General features: G+C 38.8%; 13 protein-coding genes and 1 pseudogene. 11 read left to right on the top strand and 3 right to left on the bottom strand.

Annotated elements, in window-relative coordinates; translation table 11 throughout:
- Positions 1–409 precede the first annotated feature (409 nt).
- The 8 genes from IPP32_00915 to IPP32_00880 all read left to right on the top strand — a co-directional run bounded on the left by IPP32_00915 (position 410) and on the right by IPP32_00880 (position 8,029).
- Positions 410–1,486: a PA0069 family radical SAM protein gene (locus IPP32_00915; GenBank protein MBL0046650.1), complete on the top strand. Its 1,077-nt coding sequence runs from the start codon at positions 410–412 to the stop codon at positions 1,484–1,486.
- An 8-nt stretch (positions 1,487–1,494) separates the two neighbouring features.
- On the top strand, positions 1,495–3,327 hold the full coding sequence (dinB, locus tag IPP32_00910; GenBank protein MBL0046649.1) for a DNA polymerase IV: 1,833 nt from the start codon (positions 1,495–1,497) through the stop codon (positions 3,325–3,327).
- Positions 3,328–3,435: 108 nt separating this feature from the next.
- Positions 3,436–4,215 (top strand): restriction endonuclease, encoded by a 780-nt coding sequence (locus IPP32_00905; protein MBL0046648.1) that lies wholly within the window; start codon positions 3,436–3,438, stop codon positions 4,213–4,215.
- Positions 4,202–4,372, top strand: coding sequence for a protein dpnD (locus IPP32_00900; protein ID MBL0046647.1), 171 nt, complete (start codon positions 4,202–4,204; stop codon positions 4,370–4,372). The genes IPP32_00905 and IPP32_00900 overlap by 14 nt, the downstream gene beginning before the upstream one ends.
- A 327-nt stretch (positions 4,373–4,699) precedes the next feature.
- On the top strand, positions 4,700–4,909 hold the full coding sequence (locus tag IPP32_00895; protein ID MBL0046646.1) for a hypothetical protein: 210 nt from the start codon (positions 4,700–4,702) through the stop codon (positions 4,907–4,909).
- A gap of 238 nt (positions 4,910–5,147) precedes the next feature.
- On the top strand, positions 5,148–5,975 hold the full coding sequence (locus tag IPP32_00890; GenBank protein MBL0046645.1) for a hypothetical protein: 828 nt from the start codon (positions 5,148–5,150) through the stop codon (positions 5,973–5,975).
- 58 nt (positions 5,976–6,033) lie between these two features.
- On the top strand, positions 6,034–7,584 hold the full coding sequence (locus tag IPP32_00885; GenBank protein MBL0046644.1) for a T9SS type A sorting domain-containing protein: 1,551 nt from the start codon (positions 6,034–6,036) through the stop codon (positions 7,582–7,584).
- A gap of 97 nt (positions 7,585–7,681) precedes the next feature.
- Positions 7,682–8,029 (top strand): hypothetical protein, encoded by a 348-nt coding sequence (locus IPP32_00880; protein ID MBL0046643.1) that lies wholly within the window; start codon positions 7,682–7,684, stop codon positions 8,027–8,029.
- Positions 8,030–8,231: 202 nt separating this feature from the next.
- On the opposite strand, the gene IPP32_00875 is transcribed toward IPP32_00880, so the two are convergent.
- Complete coding sequence (locus IPP32_00875) at positions 8,232–8,975, bottom strand: SOS response-associated peptidase (GenBank protein ID MBL0046642.1); 744 nt, start codon at positions 8,973–8,975, stop codon at positions 8,232–8,234.
- A gap of 353 nt (positions 8,976–9,328) precedes the next feature.
- On the opposite strand from IPP32_00875, the pseudogene IPP32_00870 reads away from it, so the two are divergent.
- A pseudogene (locus IPP32_00870) lies at positions 9,329–12,428 on the top strand (DNA polymerase III subunit alpha).
- Positions 12,429–12,863: 435 nt separating this feature from the next.
- On the opposite strand, the gene IPP32_00865 reads toward IPP32_00870, so the two are convergent.
- Positions 12,864–13,376, bottom strand: a complete 513-nt coding sequence (locus tag IPP32_00865) for a DUF1905 domain-containing protein (protein MBL0046641.1) — start codon at positions 13,374–13,376, stop codon at positions 12,864–12,866.
- A gap of 68 nt (positions 13,377–13,444) precedes the next feature.
- Here IPP32_00865 and IPP32_00860 point away from each other — a divergent pair, with 68 nt between their 5' ends.
- Positions 13,445–13,972 (top strand): hypothetical protein, encoded by a 528-nt coding sequence (locus IPP32_00860; GenBank protein ID MBL0046640.1) that lies wholly within the window; start codon positions 13,445–13,447, stop codon positions 13,970–13,972.
- A gap of 38 nt (positions 13,973–14,010) precedes the next feature.
- Here the strand turns inward: IPP32_00860 and IPP32_00855 are convergent, their stop codons facing one another.
- Entirely contained in the window at positions 14,011–15,027 is a 1,017-nt protein-coding gene (locus IPP32_00855; protein ID MBL0046639.1) for a hypothetical protein, read from the bottom strand.
- A gap of 222 nt (positions 15,028–15,249) precedes the next feature.
- Here IPP32_00855 and IPP32_00850 point away from each other — a divergent pair, with 222 nt between their 5' ends.
- Complete coding sequence (locus IPP32_00850; GenBank protein ID MBL0046638.1) at positions 15,250–16,434, top strand: hypothetical protein; 1,185 nt, start codon at positions 15,250–15,252, stop codon at positions 16,432–16,434.
- Positions 16,435–16,452 lie beyond the last annotated feature (18 nt).

Here is a 16,452-nt window from a genome sequence, read left to right as displayed (position 1 = left end):
ACACATAGCCACAAAGTTCATTCCTATGTGAAAACCTATGTTACCTATGTTTCTATGTGTTTCATAAAAATTTAATCTAACTACATAGTTCATCCATATGTGAAACCTATGTTACTATGCTTCTATGTGTTAAAAATCACATAGGATTTGAATTCTAATTTTTACCACAACGATTTCACCCACTCATCCTAAACCACTTTTTTGTGTCCTACCCAAAATCAAAAAATTCATCCACAAAGGTTCACAAAGGCGAAGAGCCGACTACTAACCAAATAGAACTAAAAAACATCCTTCTTTGTGCTTTTCTCCCTTATAAACTTTGTGGTGGATTTTTTCTTCTGCAAATATAAATGATTATATTGTAATCACAAAATTGTTTGCAATACAATCATTATTTTAACTGCTTATCATGTCAAATAACCACAATTCAAAAGACTATTTAAAAGGCAGAGGTGCACAGCTAAATACAGCCAACCGCTTTTTAAAACAAAGTTTGGTTACCGAACATATAGAAGGCCTGGATGAAGAACTGCTGAGCAATTCCAAAACTGAAGTGTTTATTGAAACACCGCGCAAGGTGGTAAACAAAATGAACAGCCCCGATGTAGGCATGATGAACAGTTTAAATCCCTACCAAGGTTGCGAGCACGGCTGTATTTACTGCTATGCCCGCAATTCGCACCAATACTACGGCTTCAGCGCCGGCCTCGATTTCGAACGCAAAATAATTGTCAAACCCGATGCCCCTAATTTGTTGCGCAAGCATTTTGATCGAAAAAATTATAGCCCGGAATCCATAGTGTTTTCAGGTAATACCGATTGTTATCAACCCCTCGAACGCAAGTACAAAATTACCCGCAGTTTGCTCGAAGTAATGCTGGAGTATAAAAATCCGGTAGGTATCATCACCAAAAATTCCCTGATTTTGCGCGATGTAGATGTACTGCGCGAATTGGCCAAACTCAATTTGGTGCAGGTTATGGTTTCGATTACTTCCCTGCGCGAAGAGTTGCGCCTCATGCTGGAACCCCGCACCGCTACCGCCAAAAATCGTTTGCGCGTCATTGAAGAATTGGCTAAAAATAATATTCCCGTAGGAGTGATGACAGCCCCTATCATTCCCGGATTAAACAGCGATGAAATTCCCGAAATTATTAAAGCTGTGGCTGAACGCGGAGGCCAAACTGCCGGCTATACGATAGTACGCCTCAACGGAGAAATTGCCACGCTGTTTCAAGATTGGCTTTTTAAAAATATGCCCGATGCAGCCGATAAAATTTGGAACCATATTAAAGCCTGCCACGGCGGACAAGTAAACGATTCGCGCTTTGGCACCCGCATGAAAGGCGAGGGAAAAGTAGCCGAAAGCATTCGTCAGTTGTTTTACATGGCCAAGAAAAAATACATGGCGAATTGCCATTTTCCCGAATACGATTTTACCCAGTTTAAAAGACCCGAAAAACACGGACAATTGAATTTGTTTTAAAAATGATTATGCAAAGCAAGAGTATAGATAGCCCATCGCTCCGCTGGCGGGGCTTGGGCGAAGAGGATCACCGAACAGTTGTGCACATGGACCTCGATAGCTTTTTTGTTTCCGTTTCCCGACTCATGCATCCCGAACTTATCGGAAAGCCGGTGCTGGTAGGGGGAAGCAGCGATAGGGGAGTAGTAGCAGCCTGCAGTTACGAGGCGCGTGCCTTTGGAATTCATTCGGCCATGCCCATGAAACTCGCCCGGCGCTTGTGTCCCGATGCACTGGTGGTGCGCGGTGATTACGAAGAGTACAGCAAGCGCTCCGATGAGGTAACACAAATAATAAAAGAAAAAGCACCGCTCTTTGAACGAGCTTCCATCGATGAGTTTTACATGGATTTTACCGGCATGGATAAATTTTTTGGCTGCTATCAATATGCTACCGAGCTGCGCCAGCGCATCATGCGCGAAACCGGTTTGCCTATTTCATTTGGCATGAGCGCCAATAAAACGGTGAGCAAAGTAGCTACCGACGAAGCCAAGCCCAACAACCAAATGAAAATTGATTTTGGCTTGGAGAAAAATTTTCTGGCTCCGCTTTCCATTAAAAAAATTCCCATGGTAGGTGAAAAAACCTATGCCTTGTTGCGCAGCATGGGTGTTGAAAAAGTGCATACCGTGCAGCAAATGCCCATCGAACTGTTGCAAAATGTATTGGGCGAAAACGGAGGCCTCATCTGGCGCAAAGCAAACGGCATCGACAATACGCCTGTAGAGCCTTATAACGAACGCAAAAGCATTTCCTGTGAAGAAACGTTTGATAAAGACTCCATTGATGTGAGCATGCTCAAAGCCTTGCTGGTAAAGATGGTGGAGAAAACCGCTTTTCAACTGCGCAGCGAAAATAAACTTACAGGCTGTGTGAGTGTAAAAATCCGCTATACCAATTTTGATACACACACCATGCAGTGCCGCATTCCGCATACTTCCAGCGATCATGTACTCATTGCACGGGTAAAGGAATTGTTTGATAAACTCTACAGCCGCCGCATGCTCATTCGCTTAATTGGCGTGCGTTTTAGCCATTTGGTAGGCGGAGGCTATCAAATTAATTTGTTTGAAGACAGTGCACACATCATCAACTTGTATCAGGCCATGGACAAAATGCGCATCTTATTTGGAGCAAAGGCCATACAGCGTGCAGTGGGCGTTACCAGTTCCTTGCGCACTTTTAATCCCTTTAACGGAATTTCATCCTCACCCGAAAAAAGCGGAAAATTAAGCGAGAAGGAATACTGCTATCAGGTAGTGATTTATCCCCCTAAACACCTCAGTGACGAAATCATGCAGGAGAAAAAACACTTTGCACAACAGTATAAATTTCCACGCGCCGAAAAAGGGAATCCACAACTGGTGCTGGCTTCTTTTTATCAGGATGAAAGCGTGGAAGATGCACTGGTGCAGGCATTGGATGAAGTGTGCTTGCAACAACCTCCATTTGAAATACAGCTGAATAACTACAATTTTTTTCCGCAGCACAGTGTATATATAGATGTGCTGCATCCTTTTTCGCTGGTGGATTTTGTGAAAGTGTTGAAGAAAAAACTGGCGCTTCCGCCGAGTATGGCTACGTTTTGTTTTCACCCGCACTTGCTTATCGCAGAACAACTAACCCAACAATTGTTTCAAAAGGCAAGTGCTGAATACGAAAAAAAGGAATTCCGAAATTCCTTCATCCTGCAAAAAATGGTCCTGCTCCGCCGCAAAGATGAATTTGATTCTCCATTGGAGATTAGGGAGTTTGAGTTTAGTTCGGTGGTGCTGGGGAGGAGGGGGGTGGGGGTTATGTAATAAATATGAATTGTAAATTAAACTTAAATTTATTTAAATTTAGATAATTAAAGCATTCAATAAAATACACAACATAAGAGTGAAAATCCCAAAGCATCGAATATAGAAATGAAACTAAATCTTAATACGAATCTTTCCAAAGGATATTCTAATAATTCGCAGATTGCAAGAATTTTAACAGAGAATTGGGTTAAGGAAAACTCGTATTGTCCCTGTTGCGGAAATGATTCATTAAAGGGATTTGAAAATAATAGACCTGTGGCAGATTTCTATTGCAATGATTGTACTGAGGAGTTTGAACTTAAAAGTAAATGTGGTGACTTAACAAATACAATTAACGATGGAGCTTACTCAAAAATGATTGAAAGAATAAATTCAAATAAGAACCCCAACTTTCTCTTTTTGACATACACAAAAAATTGGTCTGTTAATAATTTTTTAATTATTCCTAAGCAATTCTTTACAGCTGAAATTATAATTAAGAGAAAGCCACTAGCAAGTACAGCAAAAAGGGCGGGTTGGCAGGGGTGTAATATTAATATCTCAAATGTAGCAGAGGCAGGAAAGGTGTTTATTGTTAAGGATTCACAGCTAATAGAAAGAAACAAAGTTGAAATTGCCTTTAAACGGACGTTATTTTTAAGAGATAAATCAGACGAATCCAAGGGTTGGATTCTTGATGTTTTGATGTGTATTGATGCAATTAAAAGTCAGAGCTTTAAACTTGATGATGTTTATAAATTTGAGGGGAAATTAAAACTCAAGTATCCGAATAATAATTTCATTAAAGATAAAATCAGGCAACAACTTCAAGTCTTAAGAGACAAGGGAATTATAGAATTTTGTGGCAATGGTAACTATAAAAAATTAGCTCATGGAAATTTTTAAAATAGAAGTAAAGGAGGTGCTTTCAAGAATTATTGAAATAGAGGCTAATTCTGCCGAGCAGGCTTTATCAAAAGTCATTGAGTTATATGGAATAGAAGAAATTGTTTTGGGTGCAGAGGATTCAAATGGAACTGAATTTTTCGAAGTTGAAGAATAAGTTTCCGGGCTATACCAATTTAAATATTTGAATTTATGCTACCCAAATTAAGTAATATAAGTTTATTTACTGTTCAAGATACTCATTGCAATAAGAAAATTCATCGTTGAGAATTTTGGATGAAACGCACATAGCATGTAACTTCACAAAAAATGGATTGCAAATAGTGAGTGAAATATAGAGGTAATAGGACTTAGTAACAAAGTTTGATATTGGTTTAATTGAAGCATTGAACTCTATTTCAGAATTGTAAAGCAAATCAAATAAATTACTTAAATTACCAGAACCTCAAGTTGAATTTTTTTAAGTGATTAAACATTGCAAGATATGGAAATAAGTAACTCCAATAATTTCTATTTAATAAAAGGGAGCTCAATTTTATTTTGGGGCATGGATATACCTTCAAAAGAGATTGAATTAACCAATTCAATTAAAGAATTTATTAAGCAAAATGATGTGTCGATAGATGAGGTGGTTGAAATATCAGATACTATAGATGAGGAACTTTATAATTTATTTTTGCAAAGCCTAAAATAATTGTCAACCAACTATTTAGTTTAAGGCTTGTAAATACAAGTATTCTAGTGTCAAATGGAAAATATCCTCTTAATCTTAATAAATGCAAAAAACGCTCTATCTCAACACTATGATATTAACAACTTTAATTGCATCAAAGCCAAGGCGAAATTTAGTTTAAATGACGTTTCACAAATATTTTTATTATCGTTCAATCTGACAACAAATATCAATTAAGTTTAATTAAAACTGAATATAAATGAACAGTCGAAACATAATTTTATTTGAAGACAGGCAAGTTCGCCGATATTATGATGAAGAAAAGGATGTTTGGTATTTTTCTATAGTTGATATTGTCGGAGCTCTCACTGAATCTGTAAACCCAACTGACTATTTAAAAAAAATTAGAAAAAGAGATGCTGAACTTGCTATTTACCTAGGGACAAATTGTCCCCAGGTAGAAATGTTATCTAATGGCAAGAAACGTAAAACTTTAGCAGGCAATGTACAAGATATTTTTAGGCTTATTCAATCTATCCCATCACAGAAGGCAGAACCATTTAAGCAATGGTTAGCAAAAGTGGGATACGAGCGAATGCAAGAAATTGCTGACCCAAGCCAAAGTATAGATCGAGCTAGAGAAAATTGGCAAAAATTGGGACGAAGCGAAATGTGGATTCAACAACGAATGACTGGACAAGAAACCAGAAATAAGCTTACTGATTACTGGAAGGAGAATGGAGTTGAAAAAGCGAATGAATTTGCATTGCTCACCAATATTATTCATCAAGAATGGACAGGACTAACTGTAAAAAGCCATAAAGATTTTAAAGGACTAAAATCCCAAAACTTGAGAGACCACATGAGTGAAGCCGAATTGATATTTACTGCATTAGCTGAACTTTCGACACGTCAAATAGCTCAAACAGATGAGGCGATAGGATTACAAGAAAATGCAAAAGCCAGTAAAAAGGGAGGTAAAATTGCGAAAGATGCGAGACTTCAATTAGAAATGCAAACGGGTAAAAAAATAATAACTGGAGATAATTTTTTGCCACATTCAAAAGCAAAGAAAAAATTAAAGTAATTTGCTCTCATACCTGAAATGATAGATATAATTCATCCAATCAATTATTCAAAACAAAATGAAAAGATCCCTCCTCCTTACCACACTCTTCCTAACAGCATTCATCTCGAATCTAGCCACCGCCCAACTTGTCTACAAAGATGTAGCCTTCATATTTTACGCCCGCTGCAGCAGTTGTCACCACCAAAACCAACATGCGCCCTCGATGATGAATTACACCGAAACGGTGAATAACCTTGGCAACATGTTGAGCAAATTACAAAACAATGAGATGCCACCTTGGAGTCCGGATACAACGTATTCGCGCTTTGTGCATGAACGCTTGATTTCAGCTTCTGAGAAAAATGATTTGATTAGCTGGCTCAATCAAGGCGCCCTTGCAGGGGATACTACTTTGGCTCCCGCTCCACCTGTTTACACATCAGCCTACGAGCTAAAAGGAACTCCTACCATCGAACTAAAAACCGGAACCTTTGTGAGCAATGCCAACAATGATGATAGTTATGTGTGTTTCTCTATCCCCACCGGATTTACACAAGACCGCATTTTACAAGCCTATGAAATTGTGCCCGGCAATGTGGCCATTGTACATCATGTTGTAGTGAATGTGGATACGCTGGGAACAACTGTAAACGATTTATCCGGAAACTGCTACACCATATACGGACAAGTTGGTATCGGAGCTTACGCACCGGGCGCACCTGCCACTGTTTTTCCGGGTCAGTTTCCTTTAAAAACGGGCATTCGTGTAAAGGCAGGTTCAAAAATTGTGATGCAAATTCATTATCCTGCAGGAACAGTGGGGGAAATAGACAGTACTAAAATCAGAATGTTTTTTTATCCCATCGGAGAAACAGGTGTGCGCCCTATTTATGATGTAGTTCCATTACAAAACTGGTTTCTTAATTTGCCAGCAAATACGGTATCTTCCTTCACGTCTGCCTATCCCGGAACAGGTGGTTTACCTTTTGATATGTCGCTGTTTGCTGTGTTTCCGCACTCCCACAAAGTGTGTACTAAAATTATAAATTATGCTTATCAAGGAACCGATACAATTAACATGATTCGCATCAACGATTGGGATTTTGAATGGCAAGGATTTTACACGTTCAAAAAACTTCAAAAAATTCCGATAGGATATAAATTGTTTTCGAAGCATATATACGATAATACAGTCAACAATCCACATAATCCTTTTTCACCTCCTCAACATGTTACTGCAGGTACAAGCACTACCGACGAGATGTTGTTTGATGGAATTCAATTTTTAGCCTATCAACCCGGCGATGAATTAATAAATGTGGATTCACTCTTAAATACGGATCCACTTATTAGCGGAGTTTACAAAAATGAAACAAGTGAATCACTTGATTTTATTGCCTTCCCGAATCCGGCAAACGAGACCTTGAAACTTTATTTTGCTAAAAATGCTACTGTTAAAATTCGGATGTTCAGCAGCACCGGCACAAAAGTGTTAGAGAAAATAATTAGTGGAGAATACAGCAATCTCGATGTTAGCAAGCTCAGCAGAGGAATTTATATTGTTGAAATGCAGGATGTAATTACTGGAACACGCAACAGCAAGAAAATAATTATTGAAGGGAATTAGAAATTCTTTTTCTATCCAAAAATTTCGCTGACTTTCGGAAACCTATGTGTTATAGCCTATTTCACAAAGATACTTAACAGTTAAAAACAAAATAATTATGACAACAACAATTAAAACACTGACATTTCTAGTAATAGTTATATTAATGTCTTCATTTGCAAATAAGAATTCTGACCAGTTTATTGGGACATATGGTGTTTCTGCATCCGATCCGGCCCAAATCAAATTGATTATTAATTCTGACCATACATATTATTATCAAGACTTTTCATTTTCAAACAAGAAAATTGTAGCTAAGGGAAATTGGAGGTTAAGAGGGAATAAAGTTGTTCTAATGGACAATGAAATTAAATTTCATAATGTTTGGGCATTTGAAAAAAATGGAGAGGTGGCCAAATCTAGAAAAGGAATTACTTTTTATAGACTCTGCAAAATGGACCAATAGAAAAACTGGCTAGAACACAGGCTGGGAAAAAGTGGCGGTTCACTGCTCCTCAGGCACAATTGTGTTGAATAAATAATTGGTTCTCAGTGTCAGGTTTAGTGGTAAAATCGAAACCCTCACCAACCACGAGGTTGTTCAAAACAGTTTTTTTTACTTTACACTTAAGAGGAAATGCACTATGGCGTTTTCGCGGTTATCATTTTTATAAATCCAACAACAGCAACTCCGGATATTCCACCGGTACAATAGCTTCCGGCACATTGCGGTTATTGCGCGCATTGTTCACAAATTGCGAAACAGTGTAGGCTTCCATCTTGCGTTCATCAAAGGGTTTAATTAATTTTTTTACCTCTTCTGCAGGCAGTTCCGGATTTATCCAAGCGGCTTCATCTCTGCGATTCAAGATAAGCGGCATACGCATTTTACTGTTGTGAATTTTTTCCATTAATGGATTTGCAGGAGTGGTAAGTATCGAAAAAGTGGGAAAAACTTCCCCTGTTTTGCGGTCCATCCATTCTTCGTAAATGCAGGCCAGACTTGTAAATTCCTCGTCGCGTGCTTTTATAAAATACGGATATTTCAATTTGTGTTCTTCACGCCATTCGTAAAATCCACTCACACCCAAAATGCCTCTTTTGCCCGCCATACTTTTACGGAAGGAAGGTTTTTCGAAAGCTGTTTCGCCCATAGCATTCAAGGTTTTGGTACGGATGTCCTTAGCGTTTTCAGTATCTTTAATCCAACTCGGTATCAATCCCCAGGAATAGAGCTCAATGCCATCGTGCTTTACAAGAGGTAGTTTAGCATGTGTAAATCCACTGATAAAATAATTGCTCGGAATTTCTATCGCATCCAAATTTAACTCCAGCTGCTCAGTTACAATCTCCTTGTAGCGCGCAGCATATTTATCTCCCCGCTTTTCAATATAGGCAACGTTGTAACACATAAGAGTAAGTTTAGCAAGTGTGTGAGCAGTTCATAAAATGATACAGCAAACCAAAGTTATAAAATTAAAAATCATTTCTCTACAAACAAAATCTATCCCCCGCCGGCGGGGGCAGGGGGTGGTCAAGTGTACACTATTTTAAGTAGTAAGTTATATAAAAAAGGATTGTAATACAATCAATGATAAATTAAAATATAATTACCTACGCAAAGATGTTTTTAATTAAAATTCATTTAAGTACTAAATATATTGACTTATAAAACTTCAATGCCTATATTTGAAAGAAGCATAATGATTGTATTGCAATCATTATGTAAAACATATTGCTATTTATAAAAGTGTAAAACCTAGTCATGCTACTCAACACACATTCCTATTTCAGTTTAAAATACGGAGTCATGTCGCCCGAAGACTTACTCCGTGAAGCCTATCAAAAGGGATTTAGCACAGTAGCACTTACCGACATCAATAACACTTCCGGCATACTCGATTTTTTTCGGCTTGCTCCACGCTTCCACATAAAAGCGGTGGCAGGCATCGATTTTAGGAATGGCAATCGACAATGCTACCATGGCATTGCAAAAAATGCGGAAGGTTTTAATGAGCTAAATATTTTTTTGTCGCAGCATTTACAAAGCAAAGAGCCTTTTCCGATGAGGGCACCGAAATTTCAAAATGCCTTTATCATTTATCCTTTTCAGCAACTCCATGCAGGACTTTCAAACCTCGACTCCAAAAGTGAATAGCGCAACTTTCCTGGCGATGCAAGAAAGATTGGAGGAGCAGGAATATATTGCGGTTTCGGTAAAGGATTTTTTTAAACTTCAAAGTTCTAAGTTTCGATTTCACCTGCACAAGCTGCTGGTGCATGCGCCACTTACTTTCCGCAACAAAAGCGATTTTAATACCCACCGCTTGTTGCGTGCAATTGATAAAAATTGTTTGTTGAGTAAACTCGAATCGGAAGAACAAGCTCCTGCGGATGAGCTTATAATGTCACTTCCCGAATTAAAACAGCTATACAAAGACTATCCACACCTGCTCCGCAACACCGAAAAATTGCTGGAAGAATGCAACATCGATTTTGAATTTAAAACAAACAAAAACCGAAAGTTTTATACCGGCAGCGCTGCCGAAGATGTGGAACTGCTGATGAAACTGTGTAAAGATAATCTCACCTATCGCTATCCCACACAAAACAAGGTGTTTGAAGAGCGCTTTAAAAAAGAGATTGATGCCATCACCTCACAAGGTTATACTTCTTATTTCCTCATCAATTGGGACATTGTGCGCTATGCTCAATCTAAAAATTATTATTACGTAGGTCGAGGAAGTGGCGCCAATTCGCTGGTGGCTTATTTGCTGCGCATCACCGATGTGGATCCCATCGATTTGGATTTGTATTTCGAACGTTTCATCAATGCCTCGCGTACCAGTCCGCCCGATTTTGATATTGATTTTTCGTGGAACGACCGCGACGATGTAACCGATTATATTTTTAACCGTTCGCGTTTTGGAAAAGATAAAGTGGCGCTATTGGCTACCTATAGCACTTTTCAAAAGGATTCAGTAATTCGGGAATTAGGAAAAGTATTTGGCTTGCCTCCGGGCGAAATTGATGTATTGCAATCCCGCGAATTTCAAGCACAACAGATGGATTCCGTTTCGAAATTAATTTTTCAGTACAGCAACCGCATTCACGATTTGCCCAGCCACCTAAGTGTGCATGCAGGAGGAATATTAATTTCCGAAAAACCAATTACCTATTACACGGCATTGGATATTCCACCCAAAGGTTATCCGCTCACGCAGTTCAGTATGCTCGAGGCAGAAGATGTGGGGCTTTATAAATTTGATATTCTCTCGCAACGAGGTTTGGGTAAAATGAAAGATGCGGTGGATATTGTAAAACAAAATCAATCCATCACCATCGACATACACGATGTAAGCCGCTTTAAGCAGGATGCGCAAGTGCGTAGTAATTTGCAACAAGCCAATTTGATGGGCTGCTTTTATGTGGAATCGCCTGCCATGCGCATGTTGCTGCGTAAACTGCGTGCATCCACTTACCTCGATTTGGTGGCGGCAAGTTCCATCATTCGTCCGGGAGTAGCGCAAAGCGGAATGATGCGCGAATACATTTTACGCTTTCACGACCCCGAGCGCAGAACCTACATTCATCCACTCATGGAAGAGCTCATGGCTGAAACCTTTGGCGTGATGGTGTATCAGGAAGATGTAATAAAAGTGGCGCATCATTTTGCACAGCTCACCCTCACCGAAGCCGACATGTTGCGCCGCGGCATGAGCGGGAAATACAGGGGCCGTGAGGAATTTAAAAAAGTAGAAGAAAAATATTTCGCCAACTGCAAAGCCATTGGTTACCCCGATGAAATTACCAAAGAGGTGTGGCGGCAAATTGAAAGCTTTGCGGGATACGCATTCAGCAAAGGGCATTCCGCTTCTTATGCAGTGGAAAGTTATCAATGCATGTACCTTAAAACCTATTTCCCACTGGAGTATATGGTGGCTGTGATAAACAATGGCGGAGGTTTTTACAGCACCGAAACTTATTTTCACGAAGCCCGCATGTGTGGCGCCAACATTCACGCTCCGCACATCAATAAAAGCGAAAGCCTTACCACTATTTATGGGAATAATATTTACATCGGTTTGTCGCACTGCGCAGAATTGGAGCACAAAGTAATTGAGTTGATTTTACAGGAACGTAACCTTAACGGGATGTTTAGCTCGCTCGAAAATTTTATGCAGCGCCTAAGCATTGCAGTGGAGCAGTTGCGCATATTAATTCGTGTAGGTGCATTTCGCTTTAGCGGAAGAAGTAAAAAGCAATTGCTATGGGACATTCATACCTTAATAGGAGCCGAAAAAAAGACGGCAGCCCGGCATGAATTATTTGAAGTGGAGCACAGAGAATTTACCTTGCCCCCTTTGTATCACCACTCACTCGACGATGCCTGGGATGAAATTGAAATTCTTGGTTTTCCTTTGTGTTCTCCTTTTAATTTGTTGAAGAATTGGGGAGGACAAGAAGGCACAAAGGCACAAAGAAATGAACAAGATGCAGATGCCGTGCCGCAGAGTTATCAAGGTAAATTCTTTTTACATTCAGCTGCTTTATTCCCGGAACAGTTAGGAAAAATAGTTTCTATTGTAGGCTATCACGTTACACGCAAACGCACGCGCACCAAGCGAGGCGATGAAATGGCTTTCGGAACTTTTTTGGATAGAAACGGTAAATGGATTGATACCACGCACTTTCCCAATGTGCTCAAGCAATATCCCTTTCGCGGAAGCGGTTGTTACCGGATAAGCGGAAAAGTAGTAGAAGAATTTGGTTTTTACAGTTTAGATGTAATGGAAATGGAAAAACTCGATTACATCACCCGCGCTGATATTAGTGAGGATACATCCGTTTTGTTGATTAGCTGATTAGCTGATGTGTTGATTAGCCGATTAGCCAATTAATACTCTTCGACTTCGCTGAGGGTGACATATAATACATAGTATAAATCTAAAAAATACATTTCCAAATCAATCCATCAAATCTTAAAAAAATCATAATCATCCTAAAAAATCAGCGTTCCATTCCACCCCCTGCCCCCGCCGGCGGGGGATACAAAAAATAGAACCATCCGCGTTCCGTAAAAAACTCGGGATTCACCGCATCAAAAGCAAATCTTAAAAAAATCATAATCATCCTAAAAAATCAGCGTTCCAATCCACCCCCTACCCCCGCCGGCGGGGGATATATAAATTCGTTAATCCGCATCCCCCTTCGACTCCGTTCAGGAGGACAATCTTTATAAAAATGGATAATCAACAAATCAGCTAATCGGCTAATCAGCTAATCAACACATCAACTAATCAAATCGATTTCGCCCGCAGCATTTCCGCGAATGTTTGTTTCTTAATGAAACTATTCACGGCTAGGGCAATACGTTTGGCTCGGGTGGTATCTGTTTTGGCGCTTTCAATCCATTTGGAATAATAGCGTTGATGGGAGGCTGGCATTGCCGAAAAAATTTTATCTGCTTCGGGTGCATCTTTCAAACAGGTTAAGAATTCAGCGTTAATTTGGTATTCGGATGTATCAACTTCTAATTGCACCTGTAGCATGGCACCGTGTTTTTTGCCGATTGCCTTGCGCACATCTGCTTTTAAAGCAAGAATAAATTCCCCTTCTCCCATAGGTAGCAAATTCATCCCCGAAAAAGAAAACGCATCCAGCTTTCCTTTTACTTGAAATGATTTTCTTACTCCGGGATTCAATTGTTGCGCCACATCTGTAGGAACAACAATGTAAGTCCAACCGGTTTTTTCACCTTGTTTATCGAATTTTAAAATGGTAGTGGTGTAGGTGCAAGCTTTCTTTTTCATTGATGCTAATGTATAAATTTCAATATATTTACCCGCAACAACAACACATAAAATTTATACTAAAAGCGATGTTCGAGAATTTATTGGAATTGGTTAAAAGTAATGCAGGTGAAGCCATTATTAATAATGCAGCGGTACCAAATGAAAAAAATGAGGCTGTTATTTCACACACCTCTTCTTCGATTATGGAAAGTTTGAAAGGCCAATTAGGCGCAGGAAACCTTTCGGATGTGCTTAACACCTTGGGTGGAAAAGCGGGATTAACTAATAATCCTGTGGTAAGCCAGGTAATTAGCAGTGTAAGTGGTTCTTTAATGAGTAAATTTGGATTATCGGCTGATGCGGCTCAATCCGTTACTTCAAGCTTAGTTCCCTCAGTTATGAATCAGTTGGTTACTAAAACCAACGACCCCAATGACAGCAGTTTTGATTTAGGGGGAATTTTAAATTCACTCAGCGGTGGAAAAACACAAGGGCTTGATTTATCCAGCCTCCTATCCGGAAATGGGGATTTGAAAGACTTAGCCGGTAAAATTTCAAGCGGCTCAAATTCAGGCGGTATTGGTGGAATGTTGGGCGGATTGTTTGGGAAATAAATCTCGTTCCGGAGTGAAGACATTCACGCACTTTCTCGCTAATCGTTTTCAATCTTTTCAATTAGCTTTCTCATCAATTCATCCATCTTTTTAAAATAGCGGTAGCGTTGCTTTTCAGCTACACCACTTATTAAATTGGATTTGCGAATCAAATTTTTTAACCAAATATCTGTTTCATTGCAAAAACTTTGATTGGTAGTAACCATCGAATTAAAACTGAAACAGGAGATATAGCTGGCGCGGGCACTACCGGTATTGGCTAAAATGCAATTGTTGCCTATCATCACATCGCTGTGATACAAAGCGTAGTTTTGGACTTCATTAATTGATTTTCCATTCTTAATTAATTTAGTGTTTAGCTCGGCTTGTCTGCTAATGCGTTGCAACATTTGATTCATTTCGGCACAAATTTCTAAGGCATCTTCTTTTGATTTAAATACTCCGGATTCCCAATAAAATTCAATCTGTTTAAAGGTGCTATTAACAGTATCGTCACTCCAAATTTCAATCGAAGGAACTTTTGTATAACCTTCATACACTGATTTACCCAATGCAATCAAATCTTGCGGAATGAGCTTAACATCAAATTTTTGGTTTTCTAATTCTTTGTCATTCAGGAAGGATTTATTCCAGTAAAAAATTTTAAAAGCAGCTAAAAGCGGTTGTTCAAAATGATGAAATACAGGCACGTCTTCAGCTGCAAATAAAATTTGACTCTCCGGAAATTGAGCCAATTTTTCTAAGTCTTTTTTGATGCTCAATAAATACTCCTTAAATGAGTTTACGCCGCTGTTGAGTTGATGGTAAGAAAAGTTTACTTGACCATCGTTCCCGCTATGCATAAAGGAATCGAACGAAATTTTAAAATGTATGCAGATGGCAGAAATTTCTTCAATGCTTAAAGCTGTTTCACCACGTAATCGACGATAAACACTATCGTTACTCAGTTGTAGCAAATCTGCCAGCGCATCTACCAAAGAAATACTTGTAGGTAAAGCACTTTTTAGCTGCTGAAAAAAAATCAATTGAGCGGATTCTTTCAAATTAGTTGACATAAATGTTAGTGAAGAATGATAAAGCTATTGACAATTATTTGCAATATATAATAATTCCGTGAATCAGATTTGCGAAAATCGCAAATAATGAATCTTGAATCAGATTTTTTAGATGAGAAGATGCAAGAATTGCGGAAAATATAAATCAAAGAGCAAAAGTCAGTTTTAGCGGAGCCTTTGTCAGTCCTAGTTTTGCCAAAAAAAAATCTAAAACTATTTCTCATGACAAAAAAATCTTTCCTATTAAACTTCGCCCTAACAGCAATCCTAAAATTATCATACGGGCAGGATACCATACAACTTCGAAATAATTCCATTTCTATAGGCTACGTAAAAGAAATAAGCACCCTAGAAGTAAAATATAAAAAAATCGAAAACCCCGACGGCCCTTTGTACATTTTGAATAAGTACGAGGTGGAAAAAGTAAAATACCAAAACGGCACAGTCGACAAGTTTGAATATGTTGCACCTTGGCGTAGAAAAAATTCGCCAAGCTCCACAGGAACTATTGCTTATGATACTGCTTCTTCAAATACTTCCAACCAAAACATAACGCAACCCGTTATCGGCAATAAATTACTTGCCCCAATTGAGTTTGAAAATTTTGGCTACCGCGAAAGAAGAAATTGTTTCAGTGCAAATAATAGGGTTTTAAAAGGGAATGGATTAAATCGTTTTTTACGGGCGCAACACAATCCTGTTATAAATTTGAATGTAAGCAAGGCGAAAAGCTATCAAACTCAAAGTTATTTAGGCTTTTTAGCTATACCAATGGCTGCGGTGGGAGCATACTACATGTTCAATAATACTAACCTGTATCAAAGCTCAGAAAGCATGAAGCTTGATCGGCAAAAAGGAATAGCATGTCTTTTTGCATCTGCAATGACCGTTAGTTATTCCATTCGAGTGAACAACCTTCGCACCAAGCACTTACAAAAGGCAGTTGATGCATACAATGAAAACAGAACAGAAAACAGGTTAGAACAAAGCGTGTATACCCACAAAATTGATAAAAGCAAAACTTCGAATCAACCTCCAATTGTCCTACTTAATTCACATCAGTTTGTATATCAAGGAGAATTAAAAGATGAGTATCAGTTACAAGAAATTATGCTAAAAAAGCACGATCCCGTAATTCAACAAAAAATTGAAACGGCCAGAAAGGGAAAGCTGTTGCGCTATATAATTTTTGCTGATATACCACTTACAATTGCCGGATTTGGAATACTTGCCGATGCATTAAATCATCACATGCATGGTGACGAGCTTTACCAGAAACAACTTCTTTCAAGTGCATTTTTAGTTGCCGGTGCGGCATGTTTCACCATTGGGATTTACAATGCAGCAGCCTATAAAAAAAATACTCAAAAAGCAGCATTGCGGTACAACAAACTTTACAACAACTAATTCTAAAATTATTTAACC

It is taken from the genome of Bacteroidota bacterium (assembly GCA_016721765.1).
GTDB lineage: Bacteria > Bacteroidota > Bacteroidia > UBA4408 > UBA4408 > UBA4408.
This window is presented reverse-complemented; position numbering and strand designations above follow the sequence as displayed.

Excerpts from the sequence above, each read along its gene's own strand:
- IPP32_00895 (MBL0046646.1), top strand. The coding sequence starts at position 4,700 with ATGGAAATAAGTAACTCCAATAATTTCTATTTAATAAAAGGGAGCTCA.
- IPP32_00885 (MBL0046644.1), top strand. The coding sequence starts at position 6,034 with ATGAAAAGATCCCTCCTCCTTACCACACTCTTCCTAACAGCATTCATC.
- IPP32_00865 (MBL0046641.1), bottom strand. The coding sequence starts at position 13,376 with ATGAAAAAGAAAGCTTGCACCTACACCACTACCATTTTAAAATTCGAT.
- IPP32_00915 (MBL0046650.1), top strand. The coding sequence starts at position 410 with ATGTCAAATAACCACAATTCAAAAGACTATTTAAAAGGCAGAGGTGCA.
- IPP32_00850 (MBL0046638.1), top strand. The coding sequence starts at position 15,250 with ATGACAAAAAAATCTTTCCTATTAAACTTCGCCCTAACAGCAATCCTA.
- IPP32_00880 (MBL0046643.1), top strand. The coding sequence starts at position 7,682 with ATGACAACAACAATTAAAACACTGACATTTCTAGTAATAGTTATATTA.
- IPP32_00905 (MBL0046648.1), top strand. The coding sequence starts at position 3,436 with ATGAAACTAAATCTTAATACGAATCTTTCCAAAGGATATTCTAATAAT.
- IPP32_00875 (MBL0046642.1), bottom strand. The coding sequence starts at position 8,975 with ATGTGTTACAACGTTGCCTATATTGAAAAGCGGGGAGATAAATATGCT.
- IPP32_00860 (MBL0046640.1), top strand. The coding sequence starts at position 13,445 with ATGTTCGAGAATTTATTGGAATTGGTTAAAAGTAATGCAGGTGAAGCC.
- IPP32_00855 (MBL0046639.1), bottom strand. The coding sequence starts at position 15,027 with ATGTCAACTAATTTGAAAGAATCCGCTCAATTGATTTTTTTTCAGCAG.
- dinB (MBL0046649.1), top strand. The coding sequence starts at position 1,495 with ATGCAAAGCAAGAGTATAGATAGCCCATCGCTCCGCTGGCGGGGCTTG.
- IPP32_00890 (MBL0046645.1), top strand. The coding sequence starts at position 5,148 with ATGAACAGTCGAAACATAATTTTATTTGAAGACAGGCAAGTTCGCCGA.
- IPP32_00900 (MBL0046647.1), top strand. The coding sequence starts at position 4,202 with ATGGAAATTTTTAAAATAGAAGTAAAGGAGGTGCTTTCAAGAATTATT.